The following is a 22,447-nucleotide window of genomic DNA, read 5'->3' as shown; positions in this document are numbered from 1 at the left end:
GGCCGGTTCCAAGGATCGGCGGCTGATGGAGCCGCATTTCTCGCGGAAAGACGCCAGAAGGCGCGACGCGACAAGGGGAACGACAATGGAAGACAACGATACCGCCTGGCAAAACGAGCTGGCGCGCCGCGCCCGCATCTATGAGGATATCGAGGCGGGGCACCGCTTCGAGGGCACGATGACTGCGCTCGACTATACCGGCATGACCGTGTTGACGTTCGTACTCGTCGCCGCCTTCTGGATTTGGGGGGCCTGAGATGACCGATCATGTCGCCCGTGGCGGTCTCTCGGCCGCAGAAATCGAACGCGAGGACGCCGCCCGCCACAGCGCCGCTGCCGAGCGCGGTGATGCGCCGCTCCTGCCCTCCGAGAGGCTCTGGGGCTTCTGGGAATTCACCTATGCCAATTCGGCGCTTGCCATCGCCACTTGGGCCTTCCTCATTGGCGGCGCGATTGGCCTGTTCGTCGGGCCGAAGGAAGGCATCGCCGCGATCGTCATCGGCAACATCGTTGGCGTGGTGCTGACGTCGCTCGCTACCACCTGCATGTCCGGGCGCTACGGTGTCGAACAGTTCATCGCGCTGCGCAGCCAGTTCGGCTACAACGGTAGCCGCGTTGTCTACGTTCTGGCCGTGGTGCTGCTCACCATGGGCTGGCTGGCGGTGCTCGCCATGATGTTCGGCCGCTCGATCGACGGCCTGATGGCGCTCAGCGCCGGTGAGGCGGCCAACCCGACTGGCGTCAAGATGGTCATTGCCGCGATCGGCGCCATCCTCGTCACCTGGTTCATCGTCGCCAAGGGCCCAACCTCGATCAAGTTCTTCAACATGGTCGTGTCACCGGCCCTGGTGATCCTGATGGGCGTGATGCTCTACCTCATTCTCAGTCAGCGGTCTTTCAGCGAGCTTCTGGCGCTGCCGGCGCTCGATCCGCCCTTCGAGGACAATACGCTGAACTTCATCGTCGCGGTGGAGGTCAATCTGGCCGCCGGCTTCTCCTGGTGGCCCTATATCGGCAACCTGGCGCGCCTCACCAAGAACGAACGCACCGCCTTCTGGCCGAACATCCTCGGCATCTTCGGGGCGGCTGCCCTTGGCGAAATCGTCGGTCTGCTTGCGGCCGTCTCACTCGGCGAAAGCGATCCGACGATCTGGATGACCAAGATCGCCGGCCCGGTCATCGGCATCATTGCCCTGCTCTTCGTCGCCTTCGCCAACATGACCTCGATGGCGAACATCCTCTACACCTCCATCGTCGGGCTGCGCCAGGTCGGCACGGCGTCTGTGCGCCGCATTCCCTGGGGCACGGTCCTCTTCCTGTTCTGCCTCATCCCGCTCGGCCTGGTGGTGTTCTATCCGCAGATGTACGACGGTTTCTTCATTTTCCTTGTCTGGACCTCGGCGCTCAACTCTGCGCTCGCCGGCATTGGCATCGTCGATTACTTCTTCCTGCGCGGCCAGAAGCTCGACATGCGCAGCCTGCATGGTCCCCAGAAAAACGGTCCCTACAGCTTCTGGGCCGGCTTCAATCCCATCGGGCTCCTCGCCCTTGTCGTCGGCTGCATCGTCTACGTCGTCATCTTCAATCCGCAGACACTCGCGAGCCTGCCGGCCTTCAAGTACCTGACTGCCTCCATACCCGCCTGTGTCGCGGCAGGTGCGGTCCACTACGTCCTGACCCGGCTCTTCGCCCGCGGGCGCGGCTGGGGCCAGTATCCGTAACCTTGGGAAAACCGTCATGACCGACACATACGACTACATCATCATCGGTGCCGGTTCGGCTGGCTGCGTGCTCGCCAACCGGCTCTCGGAAGACCCGGCCACGAAAGTCCTCGTGCTGGAATACGGCGGCAGCGACAAGTCGATCTTCATCCAGATGCCGACGGCGCTCTCCATCCCGATGAACGGCACGAAGTACAACTGGAAATACATGACCCTGCCGGAACCCGGCCTCGACGGTCGCCAGGTACACTGCCCGCGCGGGAAAGTCATCGGCGGCTCGTCCTCGATCAACGGGCTCGTTTACATGCGCGGCCACGCCCGCGACTTCGACGAGTGGGAGGAGCGAGGCGCGCGCGGCTGGCGCTATGCCAATTGCCTGCCCTATTTCCAGCGTGCCGAAAGCTGGCAGGACGGGGGCGACGCCTATCGCGGCGCTTCCGGCCCGCTCGCCACCAATGCCGGAAACCGCATGCAGAATCCGCTTTACCGCGCCTTCGTCGATGCTGGCCGCGAGGCCGGCTACATCGCCACCGACGACCCGAACGGCCATATGCAGGAAGGCTTCGGGCCGATGCACATGACGGTGAAGGACGGCGTGCGCTGGTCGACGGCCAACGCTTATCTGAAGCCGGCGATGAGCCGGCCGAATCTTACGGTCATAACCCACGCCATGACGCGGCGCGTGATCCTCGAGGGGAAACGCGCCGTCGGTGTCGAATATGAGTTTGGCGGCACGCGCGTCGTGGCGAAGGCCAGCCGCGAGGTGCTGATCTCCTCCGGTCCGATCGGCTCTCCGCATCTGTTGCAACGCTCTGGCATCGGCCCGGCGGCGGTGCTGCGAAAGGCGGGTGTCGCGGTGCTGCACGACTTGGCCGGCGTCGGTGAGAACCTGCAGGACCATTCCGAGGTCTATATCCAATATGCCTGCAAGGAGCCGATCACACTCAACGGCAAGATGGGCCTTCTCAGCCGTGCCCTGATCGGTGCGGAATGGCTCTTGTTCAAGAAGGGACTTTCAGTCTCCAACCATTTCGAGAGCGGCGGTTTCATCCGTTCCGATGTCGCGCTCGAATGGCCGGATATCCAGTTTCATTTCCTGCCCGCCGCCATGCGCTACGACGGCAAGAAGCCGCTCGAGGGCCACGGCTTCATGGTGCTCACCGGGCCGAACAAGCCGAAGAGCCGGGGTCATGTCCGTCTGCGTTCGCCGGAGGCGCACGAGCAGCCGGACATCCTCTTCAATTATCTCGACCGCGAGGAGGACCGCGAAGGCTTCCGCCGCTGCCTGCGACTGACGCGCGAAATCATCGCCCAGCCGGCCTTCGACCGCTTCCGTGGCGAGGAGATCGCTCCCGGCACCAATGTGCGCAGCAATGACGAGATCGACGCCTGGGTGCGCGAGACGATGGAAAGCACCTATCACCCCTGCGGCTCCTGCCGCATGGGCGAGGATGCCATGGCGGTGGTCGACAGCGACCTGAAGGTGCGCGGCATCGCGGGACTGCGGGTCATTGACAGTTCCGTCTTCCCCACGGAGCCGAACGCCAATCTCAACGCGCCGACGATCATGCTGGCTGAGCGCGCCTCCGACATCGTGCGCGGCAATCCGATGCTCGCCGCCTCCAATGCGGACGTGGGTATTGCGCCCGGCGTCGGGGTGACCCAGCGCAGCGGTACGCCCGTGCGCGCCGTCCGGCACTGAGCTCGGTGGCGGCGATGTTGCGCGGCATAGGCTATATAATCGCCCGACGGGATTGCGACGACACCGAGGAGCCGCAGGACTGGGCTATCGCCATCGAGGCGTTCCTGAGCCGCATGGTCGCCCGTTGCGCCGTCATGTGCGGGCGATCGCCTCGGCCAGGCGAAGAAGGTGAGGCTTCATGCGGTCTGTCGGAACGCCCGCATAGCCGAGGATGAGGGCACCCGGCCGGGGTGTTGCGATCGTATAGTCGGACAGTGGGTAACATTGCAGCCCGGCATCGCGGACGGCGGCGTGCACGGTCCGGTCGTTCCGGCCATCCTCCAGCCAGGCAAGCGCGTTGAGCCCGCTGTCGGAGCAGTCGATGCGCGCGAGGCCGGCGAGCGTCGCCCGTCCGGCCTCCACGAACACCGCGCGGCGCTCCGCATAGAGGCCGCGCATGCGGCGCAGGTGGCTGGCGAAGTGGCCGCCGCCGATAAATTCGGCAAGGGCGAGCTGGGTTTCCACCGGGACGCTGCGGTGGATCAGCCCCGAGAGGCTGCGGAAGGAGCCGACGAGCTGCGGCGGCAGCACCAGATATCCGACGCGAATGCCGGGATAGAGCGCCTTGCTGAAACTGCCCGCATAGATGACCCGGTCATGGCTGTCGATGGACCGCATGGAGGGCAGCGGTGCGCCGTCGTAGCGGAATTCGCTGTCATAATCGTCCTCGATGATCCAGGTGTCGTTCGTTCGTGCCCATTCCAGGAGCGTGAGCCGGCGCGGCAGCGACAGCGTCACCCCGAGCGGGTGGTGACGCGACGGCATGACGAAGGCGAGACGCGCGTCGGGATGGCGCGCCATGGCGCCCGCGACGTCCATGCCGTCGGCGTCGACATCGGCAGGGCAGAGGCGCAGCCCGAGCGTTCGAAACAGGTTGCTGGTGGTCACCGGGCCGGGATCCTCGAACCAGATGCCGTCGCCGGGATCGGCCAGCGCGAGTGCAGCGAGCGTGAAGGCGGCATGCCCGCCAGGAGTGATGACGATCTGTTCCGGATCGCAAGGGTCGCGCCGGTGGAGCGCCAGATATTCGGCGATCCTCTGGCGCAGCACCAACTCGCCGGCGATGTCGCCATAGCCCATGGCCACCGCCTTGCCGCTGCGCGTCACCGCATTCCAGCACTTGCGCCAAACGGCGAAGGGAAAGCGGTCGAGCGCCGGTTGGTTGGGCAGGAAGGGCTTTTGCTCCATCTGACCGATTTCGGCCGACACCGCGCGCGACAGTTCGCCGATCCGCGACAGTCGGGGCGCTGCGATATCCGGCGCGTCGCTACGGACAGGTGTGAAGCGCGGTTTCGTCAATTGGCGCGGCAGGGCCGCCGAGACGAAGGTGCCAGCGCCCTGCCGTGCTTCCAGATATCCCTCCGCCCTCAGGTTCTCCAGCACCCGCACCAGGGTCTGGCGCGACAGGTCCAGTTCCTCGGCAAGGATGCGGCTTGCCGGCAGGCGCGTCCCCGCGCGCAGGTGCCCGCGCAGGATCGCCATGCGCAATTGGTCCTGCACCTGGCGGAATTTCGGCAGGGCGCTTGCAGCGTCGAGGCGAAGGAAGGGCAGGATCGGGCCTTCGAACTGTTTGGCCAAGGCGTGCCTCCGAAAATTGGTACAGTCAAATGCACCATAATGGACGTTTGATTGTTGTCCAATTGTTACATCCTGCCCTTACATAAAAACGCACCGATGCAGCTCCCGAGGACGCAGACAGGTGCAAGGGGAACCGGAAGGGCGGCGACGCCGACGACCGGATGCAATGACAGCACGCAGCCATCGCCCACGAACCGTCGCAGACGGTCAACAGGAGGACTCCATGAAACGCTACGTATCCCGCGCCGCGAGCCGCGCGTTTGTCTCCACGCTTGCCCTTGCGGTCGCGCTACCGGGGCTTGCCCGTGCGGAAGCCCCGCAGGACCTCGTGGATGCCGCCACCAAGGAAGGCATGCTGACGGTGATCGCGCTGCCACATGACTGGTGCAATTACGGCGAAGTCATTACCGGTTTCAAAGCCAAGTATCCGGGCATCACCGTCAACGAGCTGAACCCCGACGCCGGCACAGCCGATGAGTTGGAAGCGATCCGGGCCAACAAGGGCAATACCGGTTCGCAGGCGCCCGATGTCGTCGACCTCGGCCTCGCCTTCGCGCCGGCCGCCGCTGCAGAGGGCCTGCTTCAGCCCTACATGGTGGCGACCTGGGACGAGATCCCGGCCAACATCAAGGACGAAAAGGGCTATTGGTACGGCGACTACTACGGCGTCATGGCCTTCGGCGTGAACAAGGACCTGCTTGCAACCGCGCCGGCCGACTGGTCGGATCTCGCCAAGTCCGAATACTCCGGCGCCGTGGCGCTGACGGGCGATCCGCGCTCCTCGGCGCAGGCGATCCTCGCGCTGATGTCTGCGGGCGTTTCGCGCGGTGCGAAGCCCGGTGCCGATTCCGGCGCCAAGGGGCTGGAACTCTTCGCGGAGCTGAACCAGGCTGGCAACTTCGTGCCGGTACTCGGAAAGGCCGGCACCATCGCGCAAGGCCAGACCCCGATCGTCGCGGCCTGGGATTACAACCTGCTCGCCTGGCGCGACGGCCTGAAGGGCAACCCGCCAATGGACGTGGTCGTTCCGGCAAGCGGCGTGGTGGCCGGTGTCTATGTGCAGGCGATCTCGGCCTATGCGCCGCATCCCAACGCCGCCAAGCTCTGGATGGAGTATCTCTATTCCGACGAGGGCCAGATCGGCTGGCTTAAGGGCTACTGCCACCCGGCGCGCTTCAACGCCATGCTGAAGGCCGGCAAGTTCCCCCAGGCGCTTCTGGACAAGCTGCCGCCGGCGGAAGCCTATGAGAAGGCCATCTTCCCGAGCGTCGAGGAGCTCTCCGCCAACAAGACCGCCATCGTCGAAGGCTGGGACAAGGTCGTCGGCGCCAACGTGAAATAGGGTTCGCGTTTGCTACAGAGGCTCCGCTTGCCGCGGAGCCTCTCGCGGCTCCACCCTCAGGGAAAAATCCGATGACGACAAGCGCCGCATCCCTGCCGGCCGCCCTCAGGCCGCGGCAGGTTCGCAATTGGTTCGGGGTTGCCCCCTTCTTCATCTTCGCTCTGCTTTTCCTGATCCTGCCGACGTTCAACATCGTCGTCGGCGCGTTCCGCAACACGGACGGGCAGGCAACGCTGGAAAACATCGGCAAGCTCTTCTCGCCGTCGATCCGGGGAGCCTTCTGGATCTCCATCGAACTCAGCCTGCTGACGGCGGTGCTCGGCTGCGTGATCGGTTTCCTCATCGCCGCCGCCATCTCGCTCGGCGACCTGCCGCGCCCACTGCGCAACGGGATACTCACCTTTTCCGGCGTCGCCTCGAATTTCGCCGGCGTGCCGCTCGCCTTTGCCTTCATCGCCACACTCGGTCGCCTCGGTTTCGTGACGATGCTGCTGCGCAACTGGTTCGGCATCAACCTCTACGGCTCCGGCTTCAACATCGTCTCGTTCCTCGGCCTGGCACTCACCTATCTCTATTTCCAGATCCCGCTGATGGTGCTGATCATCACGCCGGCGCTGGACGGGTTGCGGCGCGAATGGCGCGAGGCGGCCGAAAGTCTGGGCGCGAGCGGCTTCCAGTATTGGCGCCTGGTGGCGCTGCCGGTGCTCTGGCCGTCGCTGCTCGGCACGCTGGCCCTGCTCTTCGCCAATGCCTTCGGCGCCGTTGCAACCGCCATCGCGCTCACCGGCTCGTCGCTCTCCATCGCGCCCATCGTGCTCTTCGCCCAGATCCGCGGCGACGTGCTCAACGATCCGCACCTCGGTTATGCCATCGCCTTTGCCATGATCGTTTTGACCGGCATCGCCAACGGCATCTACATCCTCCTGCGCATGCGCGCCGAACGGTGGGTAAAATGACGGGAAAACGCCTCTGGTCCTGGCTCGCCGTCGCTCTCGGCGGGCTCTATTTCCTGCTGCCGCTCCTCGGCATGTTCGATTTCTCGATGCGCATGACGCGCGGCGAATACAGTTTCGAGGCCTACCGTGTCGTGCTGGCCGATCCGCAGTTCCAGCAGACCTTCGGCTATTCGGTCGTACTGGCGCTCCTGACCATCGTGCTCGGCATCCTGATCGTCGTGCCGACGGCCTATTTCGTCAGGCTGCGCCTACCGGGCCTGCGCCCGGTTGTGGAATTCATCACGCTGCTGCCGCTGGTCATTCCGCCGATCGTCATCGTCTTCGGCTATATCCGCATTTACAACACTTCCTCGATCCTGCCGCTGACGGGAAGCTGGTGGGGTACGAACATCCTGCTGCTGTTCGGCTACGCGACGCTGTCGCTGCCATATATGTACCGCTCGGTGGACACCGGCCTTCGCACCATCGACATCGCGAGCCTCACCGAGGCGGCGCAAAGCCTCGGGGCCGGCTGGGCGCGCATCCTCGCCGCCGTCATCCTGCCGAACGTCTTCGTCTCGGTCATGTCGGGGGCATTCCTGACCTTCGCCATCGTCATCGGCGAATACGTCTTCGCAGCACTCCTCAACGTCAATTCCTTCGGTCCCTACATGGTGTGGATGGGCGGCAACCGGGCATACGAGCCCTCGGCACTCGCCGTGGTCGCCTTCGCCATCACCTGGGCCTGCATGGGATTGATGCAGCTTTTCACCCGCTTTTCCAAATTCTCCACCGTGAGGCGCTGACCATGGCCTTTCTCGACATTCATCATCTGGAAAAATCCTTCGGCGCGACGCGCGTCGTCAAGGATTTCAATCTTGGCATCGAAAAAGGCGAGTTCGTCTCCTTCCTCGGTCCTTCCGGCTGCGGCAAGACCACGGTGCTGCGCATGGTGGCGGGGTTCGAAACGCCGACTTCCGGTTCGATCCGCATCGACGGGCGGGACGTGACCCGCATTGCCGCCAACCGGCGCAACATCGGCATGGTGTTCCAGGCCTACGCGTTGTTCCCCAACCTGACGGTGGCCGACAATATCGGCTTCGGCCTCAAGGTGGCGGGCGAGGGCAAGGCCGCGATCCGCACCCGGGTCGCCGAGATGCTTGAGCTGATTGGCCTGCCGCAGCTGGGCGGCCGCTATCCCTTCCAGCTGTCCGGCGGCCAGCAGCAGCGCGTGGCGCTGGGCCGAGCGCTTGCCGTGCGCCCGCAGGTGTTGCTTCTCGACGAGCCCCTCTCGGCGCTCGACGCGAAAATCCGCGTCAGCCTGCGCGAGGAGATCCGCCGCATCCAGCGCGACCTCGGCATCACCACCATCTTCGTCACGCACGACCAGGAAGAGGCGCTCTCCATGTCGGATCGCGTCGTGGTCATGCATCAGGGCGTGGCAGACCAGGTCGGAACCCCGTTCGAGATCTACAACCGGCCGACAACGCGCTTCGTGGCCGAGTTCGTCGGCACGCTGAACCTCATCGACGCCGAGCTCACGGACGCCGCTGCCGGCCGGATCCGGCTGGGCGACGTGCCGGTGGCGCTGAACCGGACGCTGGCGGGGCGTTCCGGCGACCGCATCAGCCTGGCGCTTAGGCCGGAAACGGTGGCGTTGGGGCGCAAGCAGGACGGCAATGTCGTTCTCTCCGGCCATATCGCCGAGGTGCATTTCCTCGGTTCGGTGATCCGCGTCCGCGTCGCGGTCGCCGGCCAGCTCCTCTCGCTCGATACGTTCAACCAGCCCGACAGGCCGCCGCCGGCGATCGGCGCGCCAGTCGAGGTCAGCGTTTCGGATCGCGACCTGCTGGTGCTGGCCGCCTGACGGCGGCGGATCGCCCGTCAACCAACACGATTATCTTGCGGAGGAACCGGCACCGTGACGGATATGCCATGGAACGCCATGCCGCGCCCGGACTGGCGGGCGAGAATTGCAGCCCTTGCCGCTGAAAGCCGCGGCCGACTTGCCGCGCGGGCGAGGAGCGCCCCGCTGTTTGCGCATGCCTATGCCTTTCATCTCAACATGCGCTTCGGCGGCATGACGCCGCTGCATCTCATCGAATTCGCCCAAGCGCAGCAGCTTTGCGGCATCAAGATCCATGTCGAGGACGGCGAGCAGGCAAGCCTGAGCCGGATGCCGGACGCGGTTCTGCAAGCCTTTGCGGGGGCTGTCGGGCGCCTCGGGCTGGAACTGCATGTCGAGACCAGCACGACGGAAGCGACGGGGCTTTCGGATGCCGTGCGCATCGCGCTTGCCGCCGGCGCCACCTCGCTGCGCTGCTATCCGCGTTACGAGGGTCGCATTTCCGAGATCGTCGAGTGGACGATCGCAGACCTGCGGCGCCTTGTCGACTTCGATCCGCAGGCACGGCTGCGCTACACGCTCGAACAGCACGAGGACCTGACATCCGGGGAGCTGATCCGTATCCTGCGGGCCGTCGACAACCCGCGCCTCGGCCTGCTGTTCGATTTCGGCAACATGATCAACGCCTACGAATTGCCGCTGCCGGCGCTGGCGCTACAGGCGCCCTACATTGCCGAAGTGCATGTGAAGGACTGCCTCGTCCAGCCGGATCGTGGTGGCTGGGCCCATCTTGCCTGCCTGTCCGGCGAGGGGCATCTGCCGATGGCGGCGATGTTTGTGGAATTGCTGCTTCTGGGCGAAGACCGACCGCAGGTTCTGGCCTTCGGGCTGGAGGAGGAAGAAGGGTATTTCGCGCCCGCCCTGCGGTTGCCTTCGGATGGGCCGGACCCGTTCATTGCCGCCCGCCCGGCGAGCTTTACCGATATCGGGCCCGGCAATCTGACAGCGCGTCTGCGGCAGGAGGCCGCCGCCGCCCAAAGGCAGGTCGAGACTGTCAGAACCCTGTTGCGTGAGATTGCGACCGAAGCCGAAAGGAACCAAGCATGACGCCTGCACAAACCTGCCCGCCGGCCTTTCTGGCGCTCGCCCACGCCATGGCGGACGCTGCCGCCGATGTGATCCGCCCGTATTTCCGCCAGCGCCTTGCCATCGACGCCAAGGCCGATGCCAGTCCCGTCACCATCGCCGACCGCGATGCGGAAGCAGCGATGCGGCAAATGATCGAGGTCCATTTTCCCGATCACGGCATCAGGGGCGAGGAGTTCGGCGCCTGCCGGACGGATGCCGAATGGATCTGGGTGCTCGATCCCATCGACGGCACGAAATCCTTCGTCTCCGGCTCGCTCGCCTTCGGCACGCAGATCGCCCTTCTTTATCGCGGTGAACCCATGCTCGGCATGATCAATCAGCCGATCACGGGCGAACGCTGGCTTGGCCTATCCGGCACGCCGGCGACCCTCAACGGTGACCCGATCCGAACCAGCGATCGAACGGCTATCGACCGGGCGATTCTCTACACCTCTGCCCTGGAACAGTTCGATCGCGAGCGCTATAGCCAATTCGCCGAGTTGGCCGCAAAGGTCCACTTCACCCGGTTCTCACACGACTGCTACGCCGCCGGCCTCCTGGCCTTCGGCAGCATCGATCTCCTCGTCGAAAGCAATGTCTTCGACTACGATATTCTCCCGCAGATGCCGATCGTGCTCGGCGCCGGCGGCATTGTGACGGATTGGGAAGGCAGGCCACTAACGGACGCGCCCCGATATGACACCGTGCTGATGGCGGCGAACGAAAAAATCCATCGGGCCGCATTGGAGGCTCTTCGTCGCGCGTGATGCGCGACGGGGGCGGGTTGAACCCAATCAAGGCGTTGATCCTGTGTCGGCCTCTGGGGCTGGAAGCAGACGTTCATCGTTTGACATGAGCGGCGGCGGCAAGTGGGAAAACCCCCTTGTGGACGTCCCCTCGATGCAAGGATTAGGCCCCGGGTTCGTGGCAAACCACTTCGATATTGTGCCCGTCCGGACCAATGACGAAAGCTGCATAGTAGTTCGCGTGGTAGTGCGGGCGCAGACCGGGCGCACCATTGTCTTTGCCGCCCGCCTCCAGAGCGGCGCGATAGAAAGCTTCGACCTGCTGGCGATTGTCGGCCGTGAACGCCAAATGAAGATGCGCCGGCTTCTCCTCGGTTTGGTACAGGCACAGTGAAGCCTTGCCCTTTGGGCTAAGCTCGACACCGTATGTCGGCGGCCCCTCCGCGACGACAGCTACACCGAGCGGTTCGAGTGCGCTCAGGAAGAACGCTTTGCTCGCTGCATAGTCGCTCACTCCGAATTTGACGTGGTCAAACATGAGTTCTCCTGAAATGTGTCGGCCTGCCTCACGGAGAAGCAGCCGGAGCGTGCCGCCTGCTGCGCCTTGCGCTGCAAAGCGGTCCTTCGCGGCCGTTTTGCGTGTCAGAGCTTAATGGCATGGCTCAGCCATCAATGGCAAGGAACAGGGGCGGGGTGCCCAGAAGGGTAGCGCCCCAATGAGTGAGCCCGCAGTGCACGCAGACTGAGCCGGCCATTGAGGTTGTACAGGCCCGTAGACCGGGCCGGTAAAATGCCGGTCTCTCAGGCCTGGATGGAGGAAATCGGGATCCCACCCAACAATCGTTGACCCGAACCTTCTCACATGACGATACAACAGCAGCGATCACACGGAGCGCGTGATGCCGCCGTCAACACGAATGTTCTGGCCCGTGATGTAGGCCGCACCATCGGAGGCAAGAAATGCCACCGTTGCGGCGATTTCGTCGCTGGTGCCATACCTTTTCATAGGCACGCCCTCGCGCCGTTCCTCGGTGGCCGGAAGGCTGTCGATCCAGCCGGGCAGGATATTGTTCATGCGGATATTCTCGGCCGCATAGGTGTCGGCAAACACCTTTGTGAAGGAGGCAAGGCCCGCGCGCGCCACCGCCGAGGTCGGAAACATGGCGCTTGGTTCGAATGCCCATGCGGTGGAGATGTTTATGATCGAGCCGGATTTCTGGCCTTGCATTATGGGCGTTACCAGCCGTGTCGGTCGCACGGCATTCAGGAAGTAAACGTCGATTCCGGTGTGCCAGTCCTCATCCGTAATCTCAAGGATCGGCTTCCTCGGCCCATGCCCTGCGCTGTTCACCAGCACGTCGATCCGGCCCCAACGGTCCACCGTACCATCCACCAGGCGCTTCAGGTCATCGTTGGATTGGTTCGATCCGGTGAGGCCAAATCCGCCGAGTTCCTGCGCCAGCGCCTCTCCCTTGCCCGAGGATGACAGGATGGCCACCTTGAACCCGTCAGCGGCCAGACGCCGGGCCGAGGCCGCACCCATACCAGAACCACCCGCCACGACGATCGCCACTTTTTCTGCTGACATATTCGTTTCCTTCATCGGGATTTGCGTTAATTACCCACAGTGATAGCATCTTTCGTCTAGGCTCACGAACCAGAACAACACTTATCATCCAGTAGAAAAACTATCGCATGGCTGACGGTAATCGGCGACTTCCGCCGCTGAACGCATTGCGTGCCTTCGAGGCCGCATCGCGACATCTGAACTTCCGCCTCGCCGCTGAAGAGTTGGGAGTGACGCAGGGTGCAGTCGCGCAGCAGGTGCGCGGTTTGGAAACCTCCCTCGGCCTGAAGCTATTCGAGCGCCATACGCGGACGCTTGCGCTCACCGACGTTGGGCGCAGCTATGTGGGCAATATCAGCCGCGCCTTCGAACTGATTTCCGATGCGACGGAAGCCCTGAAACCCGAACCACGCCATCTGACCATCAGCGTGACGCCAACCTTCGCGTCACGCTGGCTGATCCCACGGTTGCCGGACTTCACGGAGATGCATCCCGACATCGGCCTGCGCATTCTGGCGACCGACCGGATCTCCAATTTCCAAACCGACGCGGTGGACTTGGCGGTGCGCTACGGGCGTCCGCCCTTCGGACCGGGTCTGATCGCCGACCTCCTGTACGAAAACGTGATCGTTGCTGTCGCAAGCCCTCTGTTGATCGAGAAGCTTGGACCGCCAACACAGCCTGAAAATCTCAGGCATTATGCGTTGCTACATGATGCCCATGATTTCTGGCCCCAGTTTCTGGATGTTGCCTTTCCCGCAGGGGTCGCCACCTCGGGCAAGAACATCCGGTTCAACCAAACCTCGCTCGCGATCGAGGCAGCGGCGGCCGGGCAGGGCCTCGCTCTCGCCAGCCTGTTCTTCGTGACGGACGATCTGGGTTCCCGTCGTCTTGTCCGCCCGTTCACGCCAGAATTGCGCGTTGGAGCGGACTTCTATCTGGTCTCGCCTCGCAAGCCGCGCCACCCGGCCGCTGTTCTGGAGGTTCGAGAATGGATGAGCGCGGCCAAGGCGGGTAGGATGGGCTGAGACATCGGATCAATCGGTTATGTGATTGTGTTCCCGCCATCGCGGTTGGACGTTTTGCAACGTCGCGGCACAGGGACTTTTGCCGCCGCCGATTGGTCTCGCTTGCTCGCTCTCTCGTTGTTGTACCTTTCGGGGGAAAAGGTATAACTCGAATGAAAACATACCAACGTCGAAATCACCCGCCGCGAGGCACTGGCCTTTGGACGCGGATGGCGCCCACAATCTTGCCTACGACCGCTTCGTCAATTGATGTTCTCGCCAGATGGTGAAAAGGCCCGCGCCGACGACGATGAGAGCGCCTGCGATCATGTTGTGCGTTAAATTCTCGTCGAACAACATCACCGCTACAATGACATTGAGAACCAGCTGAAAATAGGTGACAGGCTGAACTTCGGCGGCAGGCAGCAGCCCATACGCCCTGATCAGGAAGTAGTGACTGAGCGTACCGCAGACGCAAAGCGCTGCCAGCGCAAGCCAGTCGAAAGTCTGGACTTCGGTCCAATAGAAGGGGCCAATGAGTGAAATCGCGAGAGCACCGACGACGCCGGCATAAAAGAGGCTTGTGACTGCCGAATCCTCATGGCTGACCGCGCGCGTGGCGATGCTGTAGAGCGCAAACAGCACGGATGCTGCAAGCGGCAGAAGAAGCGACATGTCGAAGTGAACATCTACGGGGTTTATGATCACCAAAACGCCAATCAGTCCAACCAGTACCGCCGTGCCGCGCCGCCATCCTACCGTCTCTCCCAGCAGCGGAATTGACAGGACCGTGATGATCAGCGGCGTTGCCTGAAAGATCGACTGGCTCATGGCGAGCCCGGCATGAACGTAGGAAAAGACGATGATGACGATTTCCGCGACGAGCAAAAGTCCGCGTGCAATCTGTAACCAAGGATGACGCGTCTGAACGGCGCGGCGATATCCGCCCGGTGACGATGCGGCGAAACAGAATACGAAGAGCGCAAACGCCCAGAACCGTATCATGGTTATGAAAAGCGCCGGGTAACGGTCACCAAGGTACTTGGTGATGGCGTCCTGGGCGGCGAAAATGCAGATCGCCAGGAAGGCGAAGAGGTAGCCGCGGGTCTTGGAGCTCATCACACGCATACTCAGAATCGTTGACGATCCTGAATAGCATAGTCCTTGGTCAAAGTCCGGTACGAGCCGGCATGTTGTCGACGGCGCGGTGATGAAGCCAAGGTTTGCAAACGTCACTCGGTCGCGTGCGGCCGTGGCGGTCAACACCAGCCCCTCCCTTTTCTCACATAAGGTTCGAGGGGAGGCGTCGTGTCCGCTTTAGCGCCGCTCATAATTCCGACCGGGAAGGGCAGGGCGGAAAATCTCTGCCTTTGAGCGTGAGGTGGGCCGGGAGGGGGAAGGCGAAATCACTGCGCGCGCGTCATTTGCGCTTTCCGAGGCAGCGCTTCCCGCGTGTCACGTTCGGTACTTGTATCAATCGATATTGACACCGTCACCGACGGGGGCTGCCCAGTGGTAAAAGAGGTCGCGTCGCTGGCGACTCCTATCGGTAACGACGGCGCCTTCCAGCGTATTGGTTCGCGGGCCACTTTTCACACTCGTCAAACGATCTGCACCGCAGTTGGGTCAACGAAAGCGCGGTCGTTTGGGCGGGGCGTTGGTTTCGAGCTCATGTCTGCTCGCGAACTTGCCCAACAGGGAAAGGAGCCTGCCCTGATCCCTGCTGCTTATGCTGTGGCGGATGCAATGCTCCACGACGTCGAACACAGGTTGGTGGGGCTGCGAACTCAGCTTTTGATCATTGATATGTTTGGACATGAGCGTACCTCCGGCCAGATAACGCCGGGAAGGGCCGACGAGTTCCCTTCGTGCGGCCGCTTTCGGCGCCTCGTTTTCACGACGCCGCAATTCAGTATGTGCAAGACGAAGGCGGCAGCGTGATGTCAGTGCAGTTTTGTAATCTTGGCCTCGGCGATTGCCTCGACAAACGCCTCACGGGCTTGTTCCCAAGGGTAGGTACCAAGCATTGCGTCCGTGCACTTGTTGAGGGCGTCGGTGAAGGCGACGCCATAGTCTACCGGCCAGCTGTCGTTAAGCAAAGTAGCTGCCCGCGCGGGCGTCCAAACCATCTGCACTCCGTCGAGGTCGGGAAGCTGGATGATGACGCATTCATTCCAAGTTTCGATCATCGCCCTGTCCTTTTCTTCGCAGGGATAACGATCGGATGCAGCCTTCGTTCCGAAGCGGTCCCGGCAGAAGCAGGGCCCCGGTTTGCGTGGATCGCCGGAGGTCGTTCCGTGATCGCCAATGTAACCTTACGCAGCCCTTTGAGGATTGCTGCCCCGGGGCACTTCCACCTGCTCAAATGCAGCAGTGGCCGGCAAACCGGCTTCAAGACACGCTGCGATGAACGCTTCGCGCGCGACGGCGACTGGGGTCGCCCGCTGAAGTGCACCGCGGCAAGTCCTGACCGCGCGCTCGTAGCGCTGTCCTCGACGAAGCGGCCACTCATTTTCCAGGAAATCAAGAGCCTCGTAGACGGACGAGAAGACGTGATGCGTGCCGTTCTGAAACTTTACCAAGAGCGGCACAGACCATGGCATTTCCGCAATGAACATGGGTTCCTCCTTCACATGCAAGCGGATGAAGAAAGACAGTTTAAATTAGGTGCAGCGAATGGATGTTCAAGCGGGCAATTGACGCCCGCAAAGAAAAGGCCCCTGCGGGAGGGGCCGAGAGAACGACAGCTGTTGCCGGGGGACTGCCAGCTGTCATGGGGTGTCCATAAAACGCGGGCGCTGGCGAATTGTTCCAAACCTGCTGACCTCGCACCGGGCTGCTCCAGATATCCCTGGCGCGCATAAACATCTAGCCGTGACCTTGCCCCTTTGAAATCCATCTTGAATTAAGCTCCGGCGCGATAGCGCGTGACGGTGCTTGGCGAAATTTAAGAGATTCTCACATCACCTTCATGTGCAGCGGTGGACCGGGCTAACTCCCGTCTGCAGGGTCACCGTTTGGGTTCGGCGCTGGCATCTCTCTTATATCTCGCGCGGGATGTTTGCGGTCGTCGGGCTCCGATGGCGCTTCCTTGTCGTCGGGACGGCGGATTGGCTGTGCTCTAGGGTCGACCCTCTTGGGTGGGTCAGCAGTCTTCTTGGACATGTCCAGTTCCTCCAGGTTCAATGACAAGAAGCGATTGACGGGACTGAAGGTTCCGGGACCGCTGGGAGGGGTGGATGGTCAAGGGACTTGAAGCTCGGGCGGCCGAAATTTCGCTGCTGCGGGCAATTATCTTCAAGGCTTCCTCGGCCTCGTCGGCGCTGACGACGCCCCAAACCGCCAATCTCTCATGAAGCCCTGTAAGCGCGCCTGCGACGGGCCGCCGATCCATGTACAAAGCGAAAACCAGCATTCTCTTTCTCGATCGGCGTCACTTGGTTTCTGGTAGATCCAGCGGGCAACCAATGCGGACGACCACGCGCTCGGCCCCGGCAATCTCCTCGGCTATCCGTCGAATGGTTTGCGAAGCGTCCCGTTCCCGCAGTACGCCTTCTATAATCACCACGTCGCCGAGCGCACGAAAACAAAGGCCTCGTGTGTCGAACGGTGCCTCGGAACTCACGGCACCGCGTATCGAATCCAGCAGCGCGCTGTATCCATAAAGTCTATCACCATCGGGCGCGATCAGGATCATTGCGAAACTCCTTTCATCATCATATGAGCAAACCCTAATTGTTAAGGAAAGTTCCCACTGAGCGTTCCGAAGTTTCTTGCATACCCGATCGTCAACACGCCAACGGCCGCGACGCATGGCAAGCCGGGCGACATCCTCGATGGTTGGATGGCGCACGGCACGGCTCGTCAATTGCGCTGTGGAACTGCCGCAGCGTCAATCGTGTTTGAACAGGAGAAGTTGCTCCATCAGGAAAGTGCTCTTCCTACAGCCTCAATATCCCCGAATGCGGCGCAGCCACAAAACCTGATGATCGGCAGTGGAAAAGTTTGGCGCGGTCTCTCATCGCAGCCGTCCGGGTCCCGGGCTATTTTTGTGATCGCTCCAAAAGGATACGCATCTCATCGAACCGCCTTTTTCGCGCAGCGTCCTCCTCCTGGGGCGTATAGCAGGTGTTCGATTGGCAAAACCGGACCAATGCAAAGGGCGGCTTTGCGTCACTGAATTCACATTCAAACGTGTCCGACATTTCCGATTTTGCCACGTTGGCACGAGTCGAATAGGTCAGCCGCACGCCCGGCGGCTTCAGTTCCGGGAAGGACTGAACAATTCCAAGATGCAACACATCGGTCAGAAGGAAGTTTTTTGCGACCGTGGCGCATATCGCTTCCAGATCCCCTGACTGGGCGAAAGCTGGAGATGCGACCAGGTTCAGCAAAAGCACATAGCGTATCATGTAGTTCCTCCAGGGCTTTACCTTGTAGGTAACTAGAGGCGGAACAATAATATCAATTGGTCGTTGCGCGAAATTTCGACCGGCAGGAAGAAGTCGGCAGAGGGTTTGACGCCGGTAGGCGGGAAGCCCTCGCGAGCCGATCGTTGGATGGGAACAATCCTGCGCTTTCGCCATTATATTAGTGCACGCGCAAAAGCGATCCCGAACTTAATCCCTCCGGATCGTGTGCAGGATGGCCTCCTCGAAAGGAGGCCATCTGTCTATTACAGCGGCCGACACGCCCATGGCCGGATGATTTGCGAGATTGTCCATCACCGACACGATGCGCGCTACAACGCGGCCGGCCGCGTCGGGGTGTGGCCGAGCATACGGCGAGCATCGGATGACGTTGCAGCAATTGCCACGGTGAAAAAGCGACTTCCTTGCGGCGATTACGTCCGCCTTGACGTTCCCGAATGACCGTTCTCGTGCAACCACGGCGGATTCCGCTAAGGCCGATCACCATGTCTGTGCTCTTCGGGGGCTGGTCCTAGTTTGCTGTGCCGGAGTTGAAGCGACGAAGCAGGGCCGTAAAGAGGCGTAGATCCGCCTCGCTCCAGCCGTGGAGACGACGGCGAAAACCTCGCCCTTGTACTTGATCGCTGCGCGTATCTTGGTGGCGCCCTGGTCTGTCAGGGACAGTATTACGCCACGCTTGTCGGCCGGATCGGGACGAGACTCGACGATTCCGGCTTGCTTTAGCTGTCGCACCAGGCGGCTAGTCGCGCTACGGTCCATAGCATCATGTTATCCCTCGAACTTTCGCGGCAGCTGGAAGGAACCGGCGTGGCAGTGATCTGCCTAGACCCGGGTTTTAATGTCACTGGTCTGGGGCGCGAGCTGAGCATTGCGCCAATGCTCGAACGGATCCTGACGAGGCTGAAGATTGGCGATCCCCGTCGAGGCGCGGACATTATCGTTCGTCTCGCCATGGATGCTGAGTTCGGGACCGCTACGGGCGGATATTTGTGATAGGTAACTCGCTGGTTGATGTCAGCTATCGGCCCGAAACAGACGCAGGCAGTCTTTTGATAGTGTCTCAGTCTTAATCCGGTAGCCGCTGAACAACCTCAACAATGTCTCGCGTGCGTGACGCCCGCCCGCCCCATTTGGTATCAAATTCGTTGCCCGCGGATTGAATAGCGGCGTTCGCCGCCTCTAAACTAGAGAACTCATAGAAGGCAGTGTGCTTCGAGGGATCGGTTCGGCTCCAGGTGCGCCAAGCCCGGAGCGCCCCAAACACGCGCAATGCGTCTGGCATATGGCGATCGTACCATTGGTCGAAGAGGGCTCGGTCCACTTCATTCGGAACATCGGCATGCACTATTAGCAGCGCTTGAGTGGACATTTCGCCCCCGCTTTTCTCAGATCGCATATGACAAGACGCGCTCCGATAAGCATACAAGAGTTTGGCGCGGTTCACGAGACCGCGGCGCAAATCGGCCGCCCTCTCGGTGGAGGATGCAACGCCGCTGGAGCCTGTCTCGCCCGCCGACGACCCGAATGCGCGGCAGGCATTGTGGGCCATAACCCACGAGGTGCTTGGGGCGATTTCCTGAGGCGGACGAGTCTTCGCGGCTGAAAGGACCCGACGAGCGTGCCCGGAGTCCTGCAGGAGCGCGTACGGAGCGGAACACTGACATAGGCCCCCGGAAAACCGGGGCATCTTGACGTCTATTGCCGACCTACCGATGCTATATCAGAGCCGTGGGTCGGGCCCTTCTGAAGTTGGATCGGCAGCTGGCGCGAATTGCTGCAATCCTTGTTCGCTCAACAATTCGGCACGTATCTTGCCGACGACGGAGTCGATGAAAGCCGAAACCGCCAGTGGCAAGTGGGCCCGGTTGGGGTAGACGACGCTCATGCCGAGATTGCGGCGCATGTATTGGGGCAACACCGGCACCAGTCGGCCGACCGCGAAATCGGCTGTGCCCAGGATTGGTGTCAACGCGATGCCGAGGCCTGCTATCGCCGCCTTTCGGATCGCCTGTGCGGTATTCGCCATCACGCGGCCGGTGACAGTCACCTCCTCCTCGGCGCCGTCGGGACCTTGAAGGCGCCAGGTCGCATAGTCCCGGGCCTGTGGCATGAACAGACAGTCATGACGGGTCAGCTCCTGCAATGTGGCAGGCGTCCCGCGCGCGGCAAGGTAGGAGGGGCTGGCGACAAGTCCGAACGAGCGGGTTTGGATCTTGCGGACAACATAGTTCGGACCACGCGTTGCGTTCCCTCGGAAGGCGACATCGATGCCTTCTTCGATAAGATCAACCGTGGCGTCGCTTAACACGAACTCGATACGCACTTGTGGGTGCGAGGCCAGGAACTCGGCTATCCATTCCATTTTGTAGAAGTCGAAGAAGTCGGCGGGCATCGCCACACGTATCAGCCCCCTCGGCACCCGCGCGCCGGCAATCAGATCCTCTCCCGCTTGTTGCAGTCCATCCACGGCCGCAGCGCTATTATCGTAGAGTTCATGTCCGGCATCGGTGAGTTTCAGCTTCCGGGTGGATCGCTGCATGAGCCGGGCGCCGAGCTGCTCTTCCAATTCCTGAATGCGCCGGCTGACCGTATTGGCGGGAATCCCCAAACGACGTCCGGCCTCCGCGAAACTGCCAAAGCGAACAACCTGCACGAACAGGCCGATGTCGTTCAGGTCGAGCATCGTCGATATTCCTTCTAAAAATGGGGGAGTTAAATCCGATAGCCCCGCCTAGTCAATTAAATATGCGGCGAGCATTTTAGGGACAGCGGGAATTGCACGCAGTCCCGATTGTTCGACAAGCCTGAAAGGAAGCACCCACATGTCCAAGAACCCACATATCGGCATCGTCGTCGGCTCGACGCGAGAGGGCCGCTTCAGCGAGCGGGCGGCCGCATGGTTTCACAAGATTGCCGCTCGGCGCAGCGATCTCAGCGTCGAAATTGTCGACCTGCGCGACTACCCGATGCCATTCTTCGATGAGCCGGCATCGCCGGCCTGGATGCAGCCGAAGGATCACGTCGCAGAGCGTTGGGCGGCGAAGCTGGCCGCGTTGGACGGGTTCGTCTTCGTCACGCCCGAATACAATCACGGATACAGCGCAGTGCTGAAGAACGCGCTGGACTATGCCTTCCAGCAATTCAACCGCAAGCCGGCCGCCTTCGTCGGGTATGGCGGCGTCGGGGCCGCACGCGCCATCGAGCAACTGCGCATGGTTGCCGTCGAACTTCAGATGGCGCCGATCCCCAAGTCCGTGAACATCGGCATGGCCGAGTTCCTTGGCATCTGGCAGCAGGGCAAGGATTTCGCGGATTTTCCGCATCTCGAACAGGCGGCCGGCGTTCTGTTGGATGACTTTTCCTGGTGGAGCCACACGCTGCAGACCGGGCGTCAGGCCACATCCGCACTGGCTTCAGTCGGCTGAACGCGTTGGGTCGCCGCTCGGCCCAACAGGCGGCGGCCCAATTTGGTCCAGTGAAAGGAGATTGGTCATGAGTCAGAAGCTTGCTGTCGTCGTCACGGGAGCCACAGGCCAACAAGGCGGCGCTGTCGCGAAGAACCTGCTGGAGCGCGGCCACGAGGTTCGCGCCGTCACGCGCAATACCGACTCCGCGAAGGCAAGGAAGCTCGCAAACGCTGGCGCCACGCTCATCCGCGCCTCACTCGAAGACACGGCCACGCTCACCAAGGCGCTCGAAGGAGCGACCTCTCTCTTCGTGATGACGACGCCATTCGAAGGAGGTCCGCAAGCCGAGACGCGGCAGGGTATCTCCGCCGCGGACGCAGCCAAGGCCACAGGCGTACACCTCGTCTTCAACTCGGTCGGCTCTGCCAATCGACAGACGGGCGTCCCGCACTTCGACAGCAAGTATGAGGTCGAAAAGCACATCGCCAAGATCGGCGTGCGCGCCACGGTCCTGACAGCGTACACGTCCCTGCGCGCCGTGCTTGCCGAGCACACTACCTTCGACCCGAAGGTGGGTGCGGCCCTCACCCTCGCGGCTGCGGTCGGCAACGCCTACATGAGCCGTATCGCCAGTCGGCTCGCCCAGATGAATGGCTGGACCGAAGAGCAGGTCGGTGCCTTAACGACGGGCACCTCGACAAACGACGTCAAAATCGATGTGCTGGCCGCCTGGTCAGGGAAGTGGCTGCCAATTCGGGAAACGTTGCCGACGTCACCTGGAAGGCCGCTCAATTCGCCGGCTGGAGCGATGAGCAACTAGCCGACGTGTTTGCTTACGTGGGGGCGACGGTATTTACGGGGTACTTCCTCAATTACGCACAAACGGATTTGGATGTCTAAGTGCGTCAGGGGGTCTGCGGAAGGTCATTCCTTCAACCGCGGTCGATGACATAGTTGAGAGATCCAACAGAGTAGCGACGTGGTGAGGCCACTCATTCG

At 62.0% G+C, this 22,447-nt stretch carries 21 protein-coding genes; 12 read left to right on the top strand and 9 right to left on the bottom strand.

The window, feature by feature from the left end:
- Positions 1 to 85: 85 nt before the first annotated feature.
- The 3 genes from ASD52_RS39475 to betA are packed head-to-tail and all read left to right on the top strand — an operon-like array spanning position 86 to position 3,423.
- Positions 86 to 256, top strand: a complete 171-nt coding sequence (locus ASD52_RS39475; protein ID WP_156613044.1) for a hypothetical protein — start codon at positions 86 to 88, stop codon at positions 254 to 256.
- 1 nt (position 257) lies between these two features.
- Positions 258 to 1,721, top strand: a complete 1,464-nt coding sequence (locus ASD52_RS26655) for a cytosine permease (RefSeq protein ID WP_082571883.1) — start codon at positions 258 to 260, stop codon at positions 1,719 to 1,721.
- A 16-nt stretch (positions 1,722 to 1,737) separates the two neighbouring features.
- Positions 1,738 to 3,423, top strand: coding sequence for a choline dehydrogenase (gene betA, locus ASD52_RS26650; RefSeq protein WP_057225954.1), 1,686 nt, complete (start codon positions 1,738 to 1,740; stop codon positions 3,421 to 3,423).
- A gap of 132 nt (positions 3,424 to 3,555) precedes the next feature.
- On the opposite strand, the gene ASD52_RS26645 is transcribed toward betA, so the two are convergent.
- Positions 3,556 to 5,040 (bottom strand): PLP-dependent aminotransferase family protein, encoded by a 1,485-nt coding sequence (locus tag ASD52_RS26645; RefSeq protein WP_025430331.1) that lies wholly within the window; start codon positions 5,038 to 5,040, stop codon positions 3,556 to 3,558.
- A gap of 223 nt (positions 5,041 to 5,263) precedes the next feature.
- Between ASD52_RS26645 and ASD52_RS26640 the strand changes: the two genes are divergently transcribed.
- The 6 genes from ASD52_RS26640 (at position 5,264) to ASD52_RS26615 (ending at position 11,058) form a co-directional block, all read left to right on the top strand.
- Entirely contained in the window at positions 5,264 to 6,382 is a 1,119-nt protein-coding gene (locus ASD52_RS26640; RefSeq protein WP_057225951.1) for an ABC transporter substrate-binding protein, read from the top strand.
- Between the two features lie 71 nt (positions 6,383 to 6,453).
- Positions 6,454 to 7,338 carry an ABC transporter permease subunit gene (locus ASD52_RS26635; protein ID WP_025430329.1) on the top strand — a complete coding sequence of 295 codons (885 nt, stop codon included), beginning with the start codon at positions 6,454 to 6,456 and terminating at the stop codon, positions 7,336 to 7,338.
- Positions 7,335 to 8,123, top strand: a complete 789-nt coding sequence (locus ASD52_RS26630) for an ABC transporter permease subunit (protein WP_025430328.1) — start codon at positions 7,335 to 7,337, stop codon at positions 8,121 to 8,123. Before ASD52_RS26635 ends, ASD52_RS26630 begins: the two co-directional genes overlap by 4 nt.
- Before the next feature lie 2 nt (positions 8,124 to 8,125).
- Entirely contained in the window at positions 8,126 to 9,184 is a 1,059-nt protein-coding gene (locus ASD52_RS26625; RefSeq protein ID WP_057216898.1) for an ABC transporter ATP-binding protein, read from the top strand.
- A 63-nt stretch (positions 9,185 to 9,247) separates the two neighbouring features.
- Positions 9,248 to 10,270, top strand: coding sequence for a TIM barrel protein (locus ASD52_RS26620; RefSeq protein WP_057225949.1), 1,023 nt, complete (start codon positions 9,248 to 9,250; stop codon positions 10,268 to 10,270).
- Entirely contained in the window at positions 10,267 to 11,058 is a 792-nt protein-coding gene (locus ASD52_RS26615) for an inositol monophosphatase family protein (RefSeq protein ID WP_057225947.1), read from the top strand. Before ASD52_RS26620 ends, ASD52_RS26615 begins: the two co-directional genes overlap by 4 nt.
- 142 nt (positions 11,059 to 11,200) lie before the next feature.
- Here ASD52_RS26615 and ASD52_RS26610 read toward each other — a convergent pair whose 3' ends face one another.
- Together ASD52_RS26610 and ASD52_RS26605 are read right to left on the bottom strand one after the other, a co-directional pair.
- Positions 11,201 to 11,575: a VOC family protein gene (locus ASD52_RS26610; RefSeq protein ID WP_025430324.1), complete on the bottom strand. Its 375-nt coding sequence runs from the start codon at positions 11,573 to 11,575 to the stop codon at positions 11,201 to 11,203.
- A 345-nt stretch (positions 11,576 to 11,920) separates the two neighbouring features.
- Positions 11,921 to 12,625 (bottom strand): SDR family oxidoreductase, encoded by a 705-nt coding sequence (locus ASD52_RS26605; protein ID WP_025430323.1) that lies wholly within the window; start codon positions 12,623 to 12,625, stop codon positions 11,921 to 11,923.
- A gap of 107 nt (positions 12,626 to 12,732) precedes the next feature.
- Here ASD52_RS26605 and gcvA point away from each other — a divergent pair, with 107 nt between their 5' ends.
- Positions 12,733 to 13,632, top strand: coding sequence for a transcriptional regulator GcvA (gene gcvA, locus ASD52_RS26600; RefSeq protein ID WP_057207141.1), 900 nt, complete (start codon positions 12,733 to 12,735; stop codon positions 13,630 to 13,632).
- Between the two features lie 228 nt (positions 13,633 to 13,860).
- On the opposite strand, the gene ASD52_RS26595 is transcribed toward gcvA, so the two are convergent.
- The 6 genes from ASD52_RS26595 to ASD52_RS26550 form a co-directional block, all read right to left on the bottom strand.
- Entirely contained in the window at positions 13,861 to 14,730 is an 870-nt protein-coding gene (locus ASD52_RS26595) for a DMT family transporter (protein WP_051509330.1), read from the bottom strand.
- Positions 14,731 to 15,554: 824 nt separating this feature from the next.
- Complete coding sequence (locus ASD52_RS26585) at positions 15,555 to 15,800, bottom strand: DUF982 domain-containing protein (RefSeq protein WP_025430319.1); 246 nt, start codon at positions 15,798 to 15,800, stop codon at positions 15,555 to 15,557.
- 126 nt (positions 15,801 to 15,926) lie between these two features.
- Positions 15,927 to 16,229 carry a DUF982 domain-containing protein gene (locus tag ASD52_RS26580; RefSeq protein WP_025430318.1) on the bottom strand — a complete coding sequence of 101 codons (303 nt, stop codon included), beginning with the start codon at positions 16,227 to 16,229 and terminating at the stop codon, positions 15,927 to 15,929.
- An 815-nt stretch (positions 16,230 to 17,044) separates the two neighbouring features.
- A complete protein-coding gene (locus ASD52_RS26575; protein ID WP_025430317.1) occupies positions 17,045 to 17,308 on the bottom strand; it encodes a hypothetical protein in 264 nt (87 codons plus the stop codon).
- 346 nt (positions 17,309 to 17,654) lie between these two features.
- On the bottom strand, positions 17,655 to 18,023 hold the full coding sequence (locus ASD52_RS26570; protein WP_025430316.1) for a hypothetical protein: 369 nt from the start codon (positions 18,021 to 18,023) through the stop codon (positions 17,655 to 17,657).
- A gap of 1,738 nt (positions 18,024 to 19,761) precedes the next feature.
- Positions 19,762 to 20,724 (bottom strand): LysR family transcriptional regulator, encoded by a 963-nt coding sequence (locus tag ASD52_RS26550; protein ID WP_025430312.1) that lies wholly within the window; start codon positions 20,722 to 20,724, stop codon positions 19,762 to 19,764.
- 139 nt (positions 20,725 to 20,863) lie between these two features.
- Here ASD52_RS26550 and ASD52_RS26545 point away from each other — a divergent pair, with 139 nt between their 5' ends.
- Positions 20,864 to 21,466 carry an NAD(P)H-dependent oxidoreductase gene (locus ASD52_RS26545; RefSeq protein ID WP_025430311.1) on the top strand — a complete coding sequence of 201 codons (603 nt, stop codon included), beginning with the start codon at positions 20,864 to 20,866 and terminating at the stop codon, positions 21,464 to 21,466.
- Positions 21,467 to 21,533: 67 nt separating this feature from the next.
- Positions 21,534 to 22,268 (top strand): NmrA family NAD(P)-binding protein, encoded by a 735-nt coding sequence (locus tag ASD52_RS26540; RefSeq protein WP_025430310.1) that lies wholly within the window; start codon positions 21,534 to 21,536, stop codon positions 22,266 to 22,268.
- Positions 22,269 to 22,447 lie beyond the last annotated feature (179 nt).

The organism is Ensifer sp. Root142, assembly GCF_001426785.1.
Taxonomy (GTDB): domain Bacteria; phylum Pseudomonadota; class Alphaproteobacteria; order Rhizobiales; family Rhizobiaceae; genus Ensifer; species Ensifer canadensis.
The sequence above is the reverse complement of the archived record's forward strand: the minus strand, read 5'-3'. Positions and strand labels throughout refer to the sequence as shown.